This is a genomic window from Glycomyces harbinensis, from assembly GCF_900101745.1.
Classification (GTDB): Bacteria; Actinomycetota; Actinomycetes; order Mycobacteriales; family Micromonosporaceae; genus Glycomyces; species Glycomyces harbinensis.
The window spans coordinates 189,687-204,680 of record NZ_FNAD01000001.1 but is presented as its reverse complement, the minus strand read 5'-3'; the positions used below and the strand labels follow the sequence as shown (position 1 = coordinate 204,680).

Annotated in this window: 10 protein-coding genes; 4 read left to right on the top strand and 6 right to left on the bottom strand. The window is 71.1% G+C overall.

The window, feature by feature from the left end; translation table 11 throughout:
* The first annotated feature begins 164 nt into the window (after window positions 1-164).
* The gene (locus BLQ63_RS00880; protein ID WP_177154731.1) at window positions 165-1,193 is read left to right on the top strand and encodes a LacI family DNA-binding transcriptional regulator; all 1,029 of its coding nucleotides are present in this window, start codon (window positions 165-167) and stop codon (window positions 1,191-1,193) included.
* On the opposite strand, the gene BLQ63_RS00875 is transcribed toward BLQ63_RS00880, so the two are convergent.
* On the bottom strand, window positions 1,187-5,242 hold the full coding sequence (locus BLQ63_RS00875) for a bifunctional nitrate reductase/sulfite reductase flavoprotein subunit alpha (RefSeq protein WP_218124971.1): 4,056 nt from the start codon (window positions 5,240-5,242) through the stop codon (window positions 1,187-1,189). The two genes, BLQ63_RS00880 and BLQ63_RS00875, sit on opposite strands and share 7 nt — an antisense overlap.
* 390 nt (window positions 5,243-5,632) lie before the next feature.
* Between BLQ63_RS00875 and BLQ63_RS00870 the strand changes: the two genes are divergently transcribed.
* Genes BLQ63_RS00870 through BLQ63_RS00860 form a run of 3 tightly spaced genes read left to right on the top strand, consistent with a single transcriptional unit; the run spans window position 5,633 to window position 9,619 of the window.
* Window positions 5,633-7,618: a serine hydrolase domain-containing protein gene (locus BLQ63_RS00870; protein WP_091027261.1), complete on the top strand. Its 1,986-nt coding sequence runs from the start codon at window positions 5,633-5,635 to the stop codon at window positions 7,616-7,618.
* Window positions 7,619-7,664: 46 nt separating this feature from the next.
* Complete coding sequence (locus tag BLQ63_RS00865; RefSeq protein ID WP_177154729.1) at window positions 7,665-8,969, top strand: sensor histidine kinase; 1,305 nt, start codon at window positions 7,665-7,667, stop codon at window positions 8,967-8,969.
* Window positions 8,966-9,619 (top strand): response regulator, encoded by a 654-nt coding sequence (locus tag BLQ63_RS00860; protein ID WP_091027259.1) that lies wholly within the window; start codon window positions 8,966-8,968, stop codon window positions 9,617-9,619. The genes BLQ63_RS00865 and BLQ63_RS00860 overlap by 4 nt, the downstream gene beginning before the upstream one ends.
* A 28-nt stretch (window positions 9,620-9,647) precedes the next feature.
* Here the strand turns inward: BLQ63_RS00860 and BLQ63_RS00855 are convergent, their stop codons facing one another.
* The 5 genes from BLQ63_RS00855 to BLQ63_RS00835 all read right to left on the bottom strand — a co-directional run bounded on the left by BLQ63_RS00855 (window position 9,648) and on the right by BLQ63_RS00835 (window position 14,833).
* The gene (locus BLQ63_RS00855) at window positions 9,648-10,847 is read right to left on the bottom strand and encodes an MFS transporter (protein ID WP_091027258.1); all 1,200 of its coding nucleotides are present in this window, start codon (window positions 10,845-10,847) and stop codon (window positions 9,648-9,650) included.
* Window positions 10,848-10,960: 113 nt separating this feature from the next.
* Entirely contained in the window at window positions 10,961-11,671 is a 711-nt protein-coding gene (locus tag BLQ63_RS00850; protein ID WP_091027257.1) for a YesL family protein, read from the bottom strand.
* A complete protein-coding gene (locus BLQ63_RS00845; protein WP_218124970.1) occupies window positions 11,668-12,525 on the bottom strand; it encodes a carbohydrate ABC transporter permease in 858 nt (285 codons plus the stop codon). Before BLQ63_RS00845 ends, BLQ63_RS00850 begins: the two co-directional genes overlap by 4 nt.
* The gene (locus BLQ63_RS00840; RefSeq protein ID WP_218124969.1) at window positions 12,522-13,469 is read right to left on the bottom strand and encodes a carbohydrate ABC transporter permease; all 948 of its coding nucleotides are present in this window, start codon (window positions 13,467-13,469) and stop codon (window positions 12,522-12,524) included. The genes BLQ63_RS00845 and BLQ63_RS00840 overlap by 4 nt, the downstream gene beginning before the upstream one ends.
* Window positions 13,466-14,833 carry an ABC transporter substrate-binding protein gene (locus BLQ63_RS00835; protein WP_143014719.1) on the bottom strand — a complete coding sequence of 456 codons (1,368 nt, stop codon included), beginning with the start codon at window positions 14,831-14,833 and terminating at the stop codon, window positions 13,466-13,468. The genes BLQ63_RS00840 and BLQ63_RS00835 overlap by 4 nt, the downstream gene beginning before the upstream one ends.
* Window positions 14,834-14,994 lie beyond the last annotated feature (161 nt).

Genomic DNA, 14,994 nt, shown 5'->3' with positions numbered 1-14,994 from the left:
GATCGCAATTGTCAATCGATTGCCCCTCGATATGCCTGAAATATGGGCCACTACGGTTTCTCGCCGGGGTTCGGTATGATCGGCTGAGTCGGGCGGCAACCCCGGCAACATTCCTCAATCGATTGCCTGGCGACATTCGCGGCGAACTTCGTGAAAGGGGACACGTGGACCAGCCAGATGCAGCTGCCCCGGCCCAGGACCGCAAGGCGCCTGCGACGATCTACGACATCGCGCGGCACACCGGCGTCAGCCCCTCCACGGTCTCGAGGGCGCTCAACAAGCCCGGCCGTCTCAACCCGGACACGGAGCGGCGCATCCGCGAGGCGGCCAAGGAACTCGGCTACCGCATCAACCCGATGGCGCGGGCGCTGCCGACCGGCAAGACCGGCACGCTCGGCCTCATCGTCTCCGACATCACGAACCCCGTGTACTTCGACCTGGTCCGCGGCGCCGAACGGGCCGCCTCGGAGGCCGGGTTCACGCTGATCTTCGCCGACTCGCAGGAGTCGGGCGAACTGGAGCTGACCACCGCCGAACGACTCCAGTCCTATGTCGACGGACTGCTGCTGGTCGCCTCGCGGCTCGACGACCGCCAGATCCAGGGGCTGTCGTCGGTCAAGCCGGTCATGATGGTCAACCGCGAAGTGCCCGGCATCCCCGCCGTCGTCCCCGACGTGCGCCCCGGCATCACCGACGCGCTCGACCAGCTCCGCAGGCTCGGGCACCGGCGCATCGCCTACCTCTCGGGTCCGCCGCTGTCGTGGCTCAACGGCATGCGCTGGAAGACGCTGTTCGACCTCGCCGTCGAATGGGACATGTCCATCGTGGAGGTCAAGTCGACGGCGCCGACCCGCGAGGGCGGGGCCGAGGCGTTCCAGCGGGTCAAGGCCGCCGGCGTCACCGCCGTGTTCGCCTACAACGACCTCGTGGCCCTCGGCCTGCTGCGCGAGTGCCGCGAGCACCGGATCGACGTGCCCGGGCGGCTCAGCATCATCGGCTTCGACGACATCTTCGGGGCCGACCTGCCCACGCCCGCTTTGAGTTCGATCAAGAGCCCCCTGTCCGAGATCGGCGAGAAGGCCGTCAGGCGCCTGCTCTCCGAACTCGACGGCACCCAGGGCGGCACCGAGATCCTCCTCCAGACGCGGTTCGTCAGCCGCGAGTCGGTGGCCGGACCGCACGAGGTTCAGTAGACGTCGCGCACATACCGCTTCTCGGCGGCGAGCTTCTTGACGTACGCGTCGGCGCCGTCCCGGTCCAGATGGCTGTGGGCGGCGACGACCTCGCGCAGCGTCCGGTCGACGTCCTTGGCCATGCGGTTGGCGTCGCCGCAGACGTACACGTGCGCGCCGTCCTCGAGCCAGGACCACAGCCGCGCGCCGTGCTCGCGCATCCGGTCCTGCACGTAGACCTTCGTGCGCTGGTCCCGCGAGAAGGCGAGGTCGAGCCGGGAGAGCACGCCGTCGCGGCGCAGCCCGTCGAGCTCCTCGCGGTAGTAGAAGTCGGTGGCGCGGCGCTGCTCGCCGAAGAACAGCCAGTTCGCGCCGCCGTCGCCGCGGGCGCGCCGCTGGTCGAGGAAGCCCAGGAACGGCGCGACGCCGGTGCCCGGCCCGATCATGACCATCGGTGCGTCGGGGTCGGCGGGCGGGCGGAAGTGCGGCGTGCGCTGCACGTACACCGGGATCTCGGTGCCCGCTCCGGCATCGGCCAGGTACGTCGAGCACACGCCCTTACGGGGGACGCCGTGGGGATTGTCGAAGCGCACCACCGAGACCGTGAGCCGCACTTCGCGCGGGTTCGCCAGGGGGCTCGATGAGATCGAGTACAGGCGGGGCTGGAGCCGCTTGAAGACGCCGGCCCACTGCGCCGCGGTGGCGCGCAGCGGGAACGCGGCGGCGACGTCGACGGCCTGCCGGCCCCAGGACCACTTGGTGAGCTCCTCCTTGTTGTCGGGGCGCAGCAGCGTCTTCAGGTACCAGTCCTCGGTGTGCTCGGCGGCGAACCGCAGCAGGTCGGGGGTGATCTTGGCGATCTCCCAGTGGTGTTGCAGCGCTCCGCCGAAGGAGACGCGCCCGACGCCGGGGACCTCGACTTCGGCGGACGACTCGAGGCCGGTGACGTCGAGCCACTCGGCGACCAGGCCGGGGTCGTTGACCGGCCGCACGCCGAGCGCGTCGCCCGCCTCGTAGGCGAGGTCGGTCCCGGTGAGGTCGAAGGTGAACTCCCGGACCTCCTTCTGGGCGCCGGGAAGGCTGAGGAGGCGATTGCCGACGAGGGCCGCGACCTGGTCCCGGCGTTTGGGTTTGGCGACGGGCGCCGCGGGAGGCGGCGGCGTGTTCTCAGTGGACAGGTTGGCGAGGACGCGGTCGAGCCAGGCCCTCGCGGGGGCGTCGTAGTCGGGTTCGCAGTCGACGCGGGGCGCCAGCGGGGCCGCGCCGAGTTCGCTGAGCCGCTCGTCGATCCGCCTGCCGTGCCCGCAGAAGTCGTCGTAGTTCGAGTCGCCGAACGCCAGCACGGCGTACCGCACCCCGGCCAGCGCCTCGGGCGCGGCGCCGTTGAGGGCGTCCCAGAACGCGGCGCCGTTGTCGGGGGCGTCGCCGTCGCCGAAGGTGCTGGTGATGACGAGCAGGTCCGCGTCGCGGGGCACCGAGTCGAGCGTGAACGCGTCCATGCCGTGGAGCGCCGCGGTGCGGCCGGCGGCCGCGAGTTCGGCCGCCGCGGCGGCGGCGAACTCCTCGGCGTTGCCGGTCTGGGAGGCCCACAGGACGAGGATCCGGCGGCCGGGCGCGGCGCCGTCGGCGACATCGGTGTCGTTCGCGGCGCCGCCGCGCGAGAAGACGCCGGCGAGCATCCCGTTGACCCAGTCGGCGTGCTCGGCGGTGAAGGGGGCGCTCGGCGGGAGGACGGGGACCGCGCGCACCGGGGCCGAGGCCACGCCGGCGAGGAAGCCGGAGAGGAACTGCCGCTCCCCTTCGCGCAGGGCGGGCGGCGTCAGGTGCGACAGGCCGAAGGCGCGGGCCAGGATCGCGACTTCGGTTTCGCCGGAAGGGGTCTCGGGCGGGGTCTCGGGTGCGGCGACTTTCGTCAGGGTCACGGCGCAGACCTTGAACTCGGGCTGGAACGAGACGGGGTCGACCGCGTCGTTGGTGACGGCGTTGATGCTGCGGTATTCGCCGAACAGGTCGTTCCAGTGGAAGGGCGCGAAGGTGCAGCCGGGCCTGACGCGGTCGGTGACCTTGGCGGGCAGGACCGCCCGCCCGCGCCGGGAGGCGACCTCGACCGAGTCGCCCTCGCCGATGCCGAGCCGCTCGGCGTCGGCCGGGTGGACCTCCACGAACGGTCCGGGGTTGAGCTTGTTGAGCTTGTCGATCTTGCCGGTCTTGGTGAGCGTGTGCCACTGGTGCTGGAGGCGGCCGGTGTTGAGGGCGAACGGGTAGTCGTCGTCGGGCATCTCGGCGGCGTCCATGTGGGGGCGCGGGTAGAAGACCGCGCGGCCGCCGGGGGTCGGGAAGGCCAGGCGCGGGCGGGTGCCGTCGGCGCGTTCGGCGAGGTGCTGGTGCACGCCGTCGTTGAGGTATCGGATCGGGTTGCGGGCCTTGCCGTCCGCGCTGGGCCATTGGACCGGCGACTCGCGGAGTCGCTCGTAGGTCACGCCGCGCAGGTCGTATCCGGTGTTGGGGTTCCATGCCTGCTTGAGTTCCTCGAAGACCTCTTCGGCGCTCGCGTAGGTGAAGGCGTCGGCGAAGCCCATCTCGCAGGCGACGCGGGCGATGAGCTGCCAGTCGGGCAGGGCCTCGCCGGGCGGGGTCACCGCCTGGGGCACGAGGGTGACGTTCCGTTCGGAGTTGACCATGAGGCCGTCGCCCTCGACCCACATGGCGGCGGGGAGGATGACGTCGGCGTAGGCGTTGGTCTCGGTCTCGGCGAAGGCGTCCTGGGCGATGACGAGTTCGGCGGCCTCGAGTCCGGCGATCACGGTCCTGCGGTTGGCGACCGAGGCGACGGGGTTCGTGCAGATGATCCAGCACGCCTTGATCGCGCCGTCGGCCATCCGCGAGAAGAGGTCGACGGTGCCGGTGCCGACGTCGGTGCGCAGGGTCCCCTCGGGGAGGCGCCACAGGTCCTCCATGAAGCGGCGGTCCTCCTCGACCAGGACCGAGCGCTGGCCGGGCAGGCCGGGGCCCATGTAGCCCATCTCGCGGCCGCCCATGGCGTTCGGCTGGCCGGTGAGCGAGAACGGGCCGCTGCCGGGGCGGCAGATCGCGCCGGTCGCCAGGTGGAGGTTGACCAGGGCGTTGGTGTTCCAGGTGCCGTGGGTGCTCTGGTTGAGGCCCATGGTCCAGCAGCTCATCCACTCCCCCGCGGCGCCGATCCACTCGGCGGCGGTGCGCAGGTCGGCTTCGGCGAGGCCGGTGGTCGCCGCGACCGCTTCCGGGGTGTAGTCCCGGAGGAAGTCGGGCATGGCGTCCCAGCCCTCGGTGTGCTCGGCGATGAACTCGGCGTCGATGTGCCCGTTCGCGACGAGGAGGTGCAGGAGGCCGTTGAGGAGGGCCAGGTCGGTGCCGGGTTTGATCTGGAGGAACAGGTCGGCCTTGTCGGCGGTCGCGGTGCGGCGGGGGTCGACCACGATGAGCTTCGCTCCGGCTTTGACGCGGTCCATCATGCGCAGGAACAGGATCGGGTGGCAGTCGGCCATGTTGGCGCCGCTGACGAAGAACACGTCGGCGCGATCGAAGTCCTCATAGGACCCGGGCGGGCCGTCGGCGCCGAGGGACTGCTTGTAGCCGGTGCCGGCGCTGGCCATGCACAGCCGGGAGTTGGACTCGATCTGGTTGGTGCCCACGAAGCCCTTGGCGAGCTTGTTCGCGAGGTACTGGGCCTCGAGGGTCATCTGGCCGGAGACGTAGAAGGAGAGCGCGTCGGGACCGTGCTCGTCGAGGATCGCCCGCAGGCCTTCGGCGGTCCGGGTGACGGCCTGGTCGACCGGGAGCGGGTCGGGTTCGGCCCCGCGGTCGGCGCGGACGAGGGCGGTGTCGAGCCTGCCGGGAGCGGCGAGCATCTCGGCGCTGGTGGCGCCCTTGGTGCACAGGCGTCCGGCGTTCGCGGGGTGGGACTTGTCGCCGGAGGCCTTGACGGCCCGGCGGCGGCCGTCGGCGTCCCGTTCGATGTCGAGGACGATCCCGCAGCCCACGCCGCAGTACGAGCACACCGTCTTGACCGTGCCGAGCCGCGTGTCGACCACTCGGGCCCCTCTCTTCACATGGACGTCCGGGGATGTCGGGGCCGGCGGGCCCCTCGCCTCGCGAGGACCTCCAGGGAAGGAAAGGACGGCTCCGGCCTCTCGCTTCACATGGACTTCAAGATAAGGACTGTAGAAACCACGCGTTTCACATGTGTAACGGCGTGCGCGTCCGCCGGTTACATCCGTTGCGCATCGCGGCGCGAGGGCCTGTGCTCCCGCCGTTGATCCCTGCGAAGCAGCTCGTACCGGTGCCGCTTGCGTCCTTCGACGCAAGCGGATTTGCTTCCCGCGCCAGAAGCGGACAGCGGGTGGATCCGGCGAGGATTGGTACATCCGCAGGGGCGCCCCGGACGGATGCACCGAACTCCACCGATCAGAGAGGCATGAGCGATGCGCTTGCCCGCCAATGAGACCGCCGCCAGGCGGCGGAAGTCCGCCGGATTCGCGGCCGTGGCCGCCGCACTGGTGCTCGCGGCTGCCGCGGCCTGCGGCCAGGGCGCCGACCCCGGGGCGATTCCGCCCCCGGTCGACGCCCCCGCGGCCGCCCAGCCCCTGGACCAGGCCGACGTCGACGCCTGGCTCGACGGGCTGCTGCCCGCCTCGCTGGAGCAGACCGGCATCGCCGGCGCGACCGTGTCGGTCGTCCACGACGGCGCCCTCGTCACCGCCCGCGGCTACGGGAACGCCGACACCGGCGAAGGGGACGGGGAGCAGACCCCGGTCGACCCCGAGGAGACCCTGTTCCGCGCCGGGTCGGTGTCCAAGCTGTTCACCGCCACCGCCGCGATGCAGCTCGTCGAGAGCGGCGACATCGACCTCGACGCCGACATCGACGAGTACCTCGATTTCGAGATACCGCGTGAGTACGACGACGACGTGACGATGCGGCACCTGCTCAGCCACACCGCCGGGTTCGAGGAGCGCATCTCCGGGCTCATCGGCGAGGGCGACGAGTCGCCCGACCTGCGCGTGGCGCTCACCACCGACCCGCCCGTGCAGGTCTACCGGCCCGGGACCACCCCCGCGTACTCCAACTACGGCAACGCCCTGGCCGGGTACGTCGTCGAGCTCGTCTCCGGGACGCCCTTCGAGGAGTACGTCCAGGCCAACGTCCTCGACCCGCTCGGCATGGACTCCTCCACGTTCCAGCAGCCGCTGCCCGGGGACCTCGCCGACCGCCTCTCCGGCGGCTACGACGACAGCTCCGGCCCGGCCGGGCCGTTCGAGATCGTCGGCACCCCGCCCGCGGGCTCGCTCACCACGTCGTCGGTCGACATGGCGCGGTTCATGCTCGCCCACCTCGGGGCACTGCCCGAGACGCCGATCCTCGCGCCGGAGACCATGGAGCTCATGCACGCCCCGGCCCTGACCGAGGAGACCCTGGGCGGCTTCGCCGAGGCGCCCCGCATGGCCCTGGGCTTCTTCGACGAGAGCCGCAACGGGCACACCGTGATCGGCCACGGCGGCGACACCCAGTACTTCCACTCGCACATGCAGATCTACCCCGAGGACGGGGCCGGGATCTTCATCTCGCTCAACAGCTCCGGCGTCGAGCCGATCGCCAGCCTCGAAGTGCGCGAGACCGTCCTCAACGGCTTCGCCGACCGGTACTTCCCCGCCGCGGACGACGGCCCGGCCGCAATGGACGACCAGGAGGCCGCCGAGGCGGTCGCCGGGTCCTATGTGACCTCGCGCGGCTTCCACAGCACCTTCATGTCCGCGTTCGCCATCGCCGGCGCCACCACCGTGACCGCCGTCGAGGACGGCCGCCTGCTGTTCGAGCCCGGTCCCGTCAGCGACTCCCCCGCCCTCTACGAGCAGATCGGCCCGAACCTGTGGCAGGAGGTCGGCGGCCAGCGCACGGTCGCGACGCGCACCGTCGACGGCGAGGTCACCGCGTTCATCAGCGACGGCGCGTTCACCATGCTGCGGGCCGAACCGGCCCAGGCGGTGGGTCTGACCGTGCTCCTGGCCTCCACGCTGGTGCTGCTGGCGGGCCTGGTCGGCTGGCTCGTCGCGGTGCTCGTGCGCCGGCTGCGCAAGCGCCCCTACACGCGGGTCCCCGGCCGCAAGTGGCGCGTGATGACGCGCGCCGCCATCGTCGCCGCGCTCATCGCGGTCGGCACCTGGGTGGTGATCATGATGCAGGTCATCGGCATGCAGGAGGTCCCTGACGGGGCGATCCGCAACGCGCAGATGCTGCAACTGGTAGCCATGCTGGGGACGGTCCCGGCGGCGGTCCGCGTGGTGGACGAGGTGCGCCGCAGGGCGGGGTGGCGTCGCATGGCCGCGAGCGCGCTGGTGCTGCTGGCCCTGATCGGTCTGGCCTGGTTCGCGCTCAGCTTCCAGCTGGTCTCCCCCGACATCTCGTACTGACGGGCCGCACGCCGAGGACGCCGAGGACTGAGTAAGGATGATCCGCATGACCGAACGCCGAGACGACACGGAGACGGCCCCCCTGAGCCCGCTGCGATGGATCGACGAACGCCTCGCGCGCCTCGGCGTCACCGGGCGGTTCGGCCAGGACGTGGTCTTCGCGGTCGCGGTCGCGGTGGTCACGTTCGCCTTCGACATCGTGCTGCTGCCGGTGGCCGCGGACGACCTCGCCGTGACGCTGACGGCGGCTCAGGTGTGGACGCTCACCCTGGCCGGGACCCTCCAGGCGCTGCTGCTGTGCCTGCGCCGGGTCCGCCCCCGGCTGTGCCTGGCGGCGGTGATGGCCTGCCAAGTGGTCGTCACCGCCGCCGCGCCGGGCTTGACCGCGAACGGCCTGGCCGTGGTCATCGTGTTCTACACCGTCGGCACCCTCGCGTCCGTCCGGTTCACCGTCGCCGCGGCGGCCGTCTTCACGCTCATCGGCGGCGCCACCGCGGCGGCGTCGCTCTGGGCGATGGGCGACGACCTGGCGATCGTGTTCGGCCACTTGACGTCGAGCGCGCTGTGCTACGCGGCGGCGGGTTTCGTCGGCATCTACATGACCTCCCGGCGCAGCTACCTCGCGCTGGTCAACGAGCGGGCGGACGAGGCGATCCGCCGGCAGCACGAGCGCGCGCAGGCCGCGGTGGTCGCGGAGCGGACGCGGATCGCCCGCGAGCTGCACGACGTCGCGGCGCATCACCTGTCGGGCATGGTCGTGCAGGCCGCGGCGATCGAGCGGCTGATCGACCGGGATCCGGCGGCGGCGAAGTCGGGGGCGGCGTGGATCCGCTCGCAGGGGAAGGCCACCTTGGACAACCTGCGGCAGGTCGTGGGGCTGCTGCGGGACCGGGAGGGCGCCGACGGGGACGGGAACGCCCCGGTGCCGGGGCTCTCGGCGCTGGAGGCGCTCGTGGACGAGGCGCGGAGCCTCGGGGCCGACGTGGCGTTCGAGCGGGAGGGCGAGCCGGTCCGGCTGCCGCCGCTCGCGGACATCTCGGTGTACCGGATCGCCCAGCAGGCCTTGACGAACGCGCGCCAGCACGCGCCCGGGGCGCCGGTGCGGGTGCGGTTGGCGTGCGGGGAGCGGCAGGTCGAGCTCGCGGTGGTGAACGGCCCCTCGGGAAAGGCGGCGTCCGGCGGGCGCGCCGGCACCGGCCTGATCGGGATGCGCGAGCGCGCCGACCTGGTGGGCGGCGACTTCGCGGCCGGGCCGTCGGCCGACGGCGGCTGGACCGTATCGCTGCACCTGCCCGTGCGGGCCGAGGACCTCGCCCGCGACACCGAATTCGAGACTGGAGTCCGCGCATGATCAAGGTGCTGCTCGTCGACGACCAGGCGGTGGTGCGCGCCGGGTTCCGGGTGCTCCTGGAGGACGCCGGCGACATCGAGGTCGTCGGCGAGGCCTCGAACGGTCCGGCCGCGGTGCGCGAGGCGGCGCTGCTGCGACCGGACGTGGTGTGCATGGACGTGCGCATGCCCGGCGGCGACGGGCTCGCGGCGACGAGGCGGATCGCCGAGGGCGGGGCCGAGGCGCCCGCGGTGCTGGTGGTGACCACGTTCGACCTCGACGACTACGTCTTCGGGGCCCTGGAGGCGGGCGCCAGCGGGTTCATCCTGAAGGACTGCGAGCCCGACGAGCTGATCGCGGCCATCCGCCGGCTCGCGGACGGCGAGGGCCTGGTGGACCAGTCGGTGACACGGCGGGTCATCACCGAGTTCGCCCGGCGGCGCCGCAGTCCCGAGCCGGAGGCCGGCGCGCTGGAGGCGTTGACGGCCAGGGAGACCGAGATCGTGCTGCTGCTGGCGCAGGGCATGTCGAACGCGGAGATCGCCGAGCGCCTGTTCGTGGAGACGAGCACCGTCAAGTCGCATCTGCGCCGGGCGATGACGAAGATCGGCGCCCGCGACCGGGTCCAGACCGTGGTGTGGGCCTTCCAGAACGGCCTCGTGCCGCAGTAGATTCCTCGACCGGCCCGAGGCGGCCCGCTCACGCCTGCCAGGGCACGCGCTTCACGTAGTGGGCGCAGGCGACCAGTGCCGCCAGCGCGGCGATGACGCCGCCGAGCGTCATGACCGTCGAGGGCGAGGAGCGGTCGACCACGATGCCGCCCGCGAGCGCCCCCATGGCGATGGTGGCCTGGAACGAGGCGGTGAACAGCACCGAGGCGGCCTCGGCCGAGTGGGACGCCTTGGCGAACCAGGTCTGCGAGCAGACCGGGACGCCGCCGTAGGCGAGGCCCCAGAGGGCGAGCAGTGCGACCGCTCCGCCGATGCCTTGACCGAGTACGGGCAGCAGCAGGGTTCCCGCCGCGACGGCCGCCGCCACCGCGGCGAACGTGGCCCGCGGGTGTCGGGACACGGTGGATCCGCAGACGAGGTTGCCGACGACCCCGGCCGCCCCGTAGACGAGCAGCACGACCGTAATGGTCCCCGAGCCCGCCTTCGTGACGTCCTCCAGGAACGGGGTGACATAGGTGTAGGCGCCGAAGTGGGCGGCCACGATGAGGACCGTGATCGCCAGCGCGAATCGCGTGCTGGTGCCGCGCAGCAGGGCGCGGAGTTCGGCCGTTCGGGTCGGGCGTTCGGGCGGCAGTGCGGGGACGGTGAGGAGCAGCGCCGCGAGCACCGCGATGCTCAGGACGCCCAAGGCGACGAACGCGGTGCGCCAGCCCGCGGTCTCGCCGATGAAGGTGCCGGCCGGGACGCCGAGCACCGAGCCCAGGGGCACCGCGGAGAAGATCACCGCCGTCGCCCGGCCCGCGGAGGCGGCGGGCACCAGGCGGCTCGCGAGGCCGGCGCCGATCGACCAGAACCCGCCGATGGTGACGCCGACGAGCACCCGGGAGACGAGCAGCAGCCAGTAGTCCGAGGCCGCCGCGGCGAGGAGGTTGGCGACGGCCAGCAGGAGGATGCAGGTGCACAGCATCGCCCGGCGGTCCAGGCGCGCCGTCGTGACCGTCACCAGCGGCGCGGCGATCGCGGCGACGAATCCGGGCATGGTCATCATCAGTCCGGCCATACCGTCCGAGACGGCGAAACCGGAGCCGATCGAGGTCAGCAGGCCGATCGGGAGGATCTCGGTGGTGACGATGGCGAAGATGCCGGCCGTCACGGCGGCCACCGCGAACCATGACGTGCGGCTCGCCGGCGGATTGCCGGTCACGCGAGGCGGGGCGGCAGTGTGCATGAGGTGTCCTGTCCTGGGGCGCTGGGGCGTTGCGGAGGTTCCAGCTCACCAGGCGACGCCGTGCGTTGCTGGCAGGATTGCGACATCAACGATCACGCGCGCGGGCAGGGGTGTCAGGGAGTCGGGGCCTTGCTCCCGGCGGCGCTCTGGTCGAAGCCGGTGGCGGCGTTGACGATGAGGATCGCCGCGGCGCAGGCCGCGGGTGTGAACAGGGTCAGGTTCGCCCCGATGACGGGCAGTTGGGCCGCTCCGTACGCGAGGGCCACGAGCGCGAGCCAGGCGGCCGGCGCGTGGGGTCGGCGCACCGCCGCACGCAGGCCCGCGGTGAGCACCGCCAAGGCGGGGCCGTCACCGTCGAGTGCGAGCGCGGCGCTGCTCGCGGCGATGAGCGCAACGGCCATGAGCGCGGCGACCGCGGCGATCGCGATGAAAGCCGCGTCGCCGCCGCCGTACAGGACCGCGTTGTACGCCAGCAGGAGTCCGATCGCCGCGGCTCCGGTCCACAGGCGCCACAGGCGCTTCCAGCCTTCGGCCCAGGCCGTCCAGAATCGGCGGAAGGGCCTGCCGGGGTAGCCGGGCCCGGCCAGGCTCAGGCGCATGCACCGCAGGGCCGCGTACCCGCCCGGGCCGATCGGTATCGCGGCGAGGGCGCCGATCCATATGGCGGCGTGCGTGAGTCGGCCGCCGGAGGCGTGGTCGGCGGCCGCGAACGGCAGCGCCGTCGCCAGGAACTGGACCGAGACGGTGAAGTACCAGAACACGGCCAGGAGCACGCGGGAGAGGCGGCCGTCGTACGCGAGCCACGCCCGGGTCGCGGTGGTCATCCCTTCACCGCCCCGATCGACATGCCCTTGATGAAGTAGCGCTGGAACGCCGCGAAGAGCGCCACCGACGGGATGATCGCGAGGATCGCGCCGGTGTAGATGAGCTCCCACTGCGAGGTCAGGAGGCCGACCATGCGGCTGAGCGCGACGTTGACGGTGCCGGCCGAGGAGGAGTCGAGGAACACCAGCGGGATGAAGAAGTCGTTCCACAGGCTCAGCGCCTGGATGATGACGAACGCCGACGTCACGGGCAGGAGCATCGGGAAGACGATGGACCAGAAGGTCCGGAGCTTCCCGGCGCCGTCCATCTCGGCCGCCTCCTCGACCTCCCGGGGCACCCCTTTGATGAAGGAGCAGTACAGGAGGATGCCGAAGGAGGCCGCGCCGCCGAGGTGGACGAGGATGACGCTCGTCAGCGTGGAGTAGAGCCCGATCTGGTTCATCGAGGACACGAGCGGGATCATGCGGACCTGGAAGGGGATCATGAGCCCGGCGATGAACAGCAGGTAGATCCACCGCGAGGACCGGCCGCCGAGCCGCTCGATCCCGTAGGCGGCCATGGGGACCAGGGCCATCAGGAGCACGAGGGTGCCGCCGGTGATGATGACGGTGTTGAGCAGCGCCTCGCCGTAGTCGGTGGTCTGGAACAGCCGCGCGTAGTTGTCGAGGCTCAACCCGGTGGGCAGGCCCATGGGGTCCTTGGTGATCTCGGCGTAGGAGCGGAAGGAGTTCAGCAGCGCGTAGACCACCGGGAACGACACCGCGAGCACGAGCACGGCGAGCACCGCCATGACGACGGCCTCTCCGGCGGTGAGCCGCCGGCGCTCCTTGCGGCGCTTGGGTTTCGCGCTCATCCCTGGACCTCCCTCGATCGCATGTACCGGTTGGCGAGCACGGTGGTCGCCATGACCACGGCGAAGAGCACGATGGCCGCGGCGGAGCCGTAGCCGGCGCGGTACTCGCCGAAGCCGACCTTGTAGATGAAGAACGCCATGGTCTCCGAGATGAAGCCCGGACCGCCCGCGGTGAGGACCATGACCTGGTCGAAGATCGTCCATCCGGCGATCATCGCGAGCGTCATGTTCACGGTGACGGCCCCGGCGAGCATCGGCCAGGTGACGTAGCGGAACACCTGGCGGCCCGAGGCGCCGTCGATCTTCGCGGCCTCGACCAGTTCCTGAGGCACCGACTGGAGGTTCGCCAGGTAGATGAGGGTGGTGTTGCCACCGAGGGTGAAGCAGATTATGAACAGCAGGACGCCCACGACGATGTCGTTGTCCCCCAGCCAGTCCATGGCCGCTCCCTCGAAGCCGAGGTCGCGCAGGACCGTGTTGACGGCGCCGAAGTTGAAGTTGAGCATGTACTTCCAGATGGTCGCGGCGATGAAGCCCGAGACCAGGGCCGGGAGGTACACGATGGTGCGGAAGAAGCCCTGGGCGCGGTGCAGCCGGTCGAGCATGAGCGCGACGGCGAGGGCGATGACGTTGATGATCGCCGCGGAGCCGAGTCCGAGGATCAGGGTGTTGGTGGTGGCGTTCCAGAAGCGGTCGCTGGTGAGGATGTCCTGGTAGTTGCGCAGTCCCACGTAGTCGTACGCGGGGTTGATCCCGTCCCAGTTCGTGAGGCTCAACTGGACCGACTGGAGGGACGGCGCGATCACCATGAGCACGTAGACGACGAGGGCGGGCGCGATGAACAGGAGCATCACCGCGCGCTGGCGTCGCGACCGCGCCCGGCCGCGCGGGGCGGCCGGGCGGAGCGGTGTTCGGGTCTCGGGGACGGCGGTCTCGGTGGTCACCCTTCGGCCGCCAGGTTCTCGAACTCCTCCTGGCACTTGGCGATGCACTCGTCGATGGTCGTCTGCCCGTCCTGCATCTCGATGCGGGACTGGCGGAAGAACGTGTTGAAGGTGCTGATGGCCGACATCGCGGTGTCGTTCTGGAACCACGCGAGGTTCGGGTTCTCCAGCAGCGCGAAGTAGTCGGCGGCGCCGGGGATCGACTCGTTGCGCGTCACCTGGTCGGCGTCCTTGATGTTCGGGGCGATCATGCCCGTCTCCTCCATCAGGTCGCAGGTGTCGACCGCGAAGTAGAACTCCAGGAACTCGACGGCGGCGTCGTACTGCTTCCCGTCCTGTTGCGCCTGGGCGCTGATCGCGAAGCCCGAGGCGGTGTCGCCGTTGACGGAGTTCTTGAGCACGTGGATCTTGCCGTCGTCGGCGGGGACGGCGAACAGCCCGGCGTTGAAGTCGGGGTCGACCTTGGCGATGTCGTTGAGGCGCCCGATGCCGGCCGAGGACGTGGCCATGACGGCCTGGCCGTTGATGAGCAGCGTCGAAGTCTGGGCATCCTGAGTGGACTGCCATCCTTCGATCACGTACTCGTCGGTGATGGTCTTCAAGCGCTCCAGGGGTTCGCGGAGGTCCTCCATGGAGGCCTCCCCCGCCGCGACGGCGGTCCAGAACCCGCCCGCGTCGCTGTACCGGGCGAACCAGGGCGCGGCCAGGGGCTTCCACAGCTGGTCGGAGGGCCAGACCTCCCCGGCGGCCGTGGCGAGGGCGCCGTCGCCGTTGGACTTGACCGCGTCCAGCAGGGCCACGAACTCGGCGTAGGTCGTCGGGGCGGCCAGGCCGTGCTCCTCGAAGTAGTCGCGGTCGTAGACGATGTTGAAGCCCAGCTCGCCGTTGAGGGCGGTGGTGGGGACGATGTAGACCTCGCCGTCCTCGGAGGGGGCGTAGACCTCCTCGTTGAGCAGGCTCGTGACCGCCTCGGGGATCGGGGCGAGCTTCCCGGCGTCGAGGTAGGTCGAGGTGTCGCGCATGTCGACCAGGGCGGGCCAGTTGCCGGTGGCGTCCATGGTCTTCATGGCGGTGGCGTAGTCGCTGCCGGCGGGGAGCGGGTCGAGTTCCACGGTGGCCGTGGCGCTCTGGGCGTTGAAGGCGTCGGCGACGGCCTTGGCCACGGCGTTCCAGGTGTCGTCGCCGGTGGCGTAGAGGAAGCGGATCGCGGTCTTGCCGCCGGTCGTGCCGCCCGAGGTGCCGCAGGCGGCGAGGGGCAGCGCGGTCGCGAGCGAGAGGCCGCCGGCGCCCTTCACGAGCGACCGGCGCGAGAGGCCCCGCGGCATGGCGGCACCGGCCGTCGAACGCGCCCTTGCGTTTCGCATGTCATCTCCTTGAACGTCGAGAGGTTCACGGTCTTCTATAGATACCGCTATCTGTGATGCTAGGCGGGACCGGCCCCGGACACAAGCCGACGTTGCCGAATCGTTACTGGCGTTGATCATTTTCATTGCCGCGCAGCATGTATTCGCAGTTCAGTGGACAC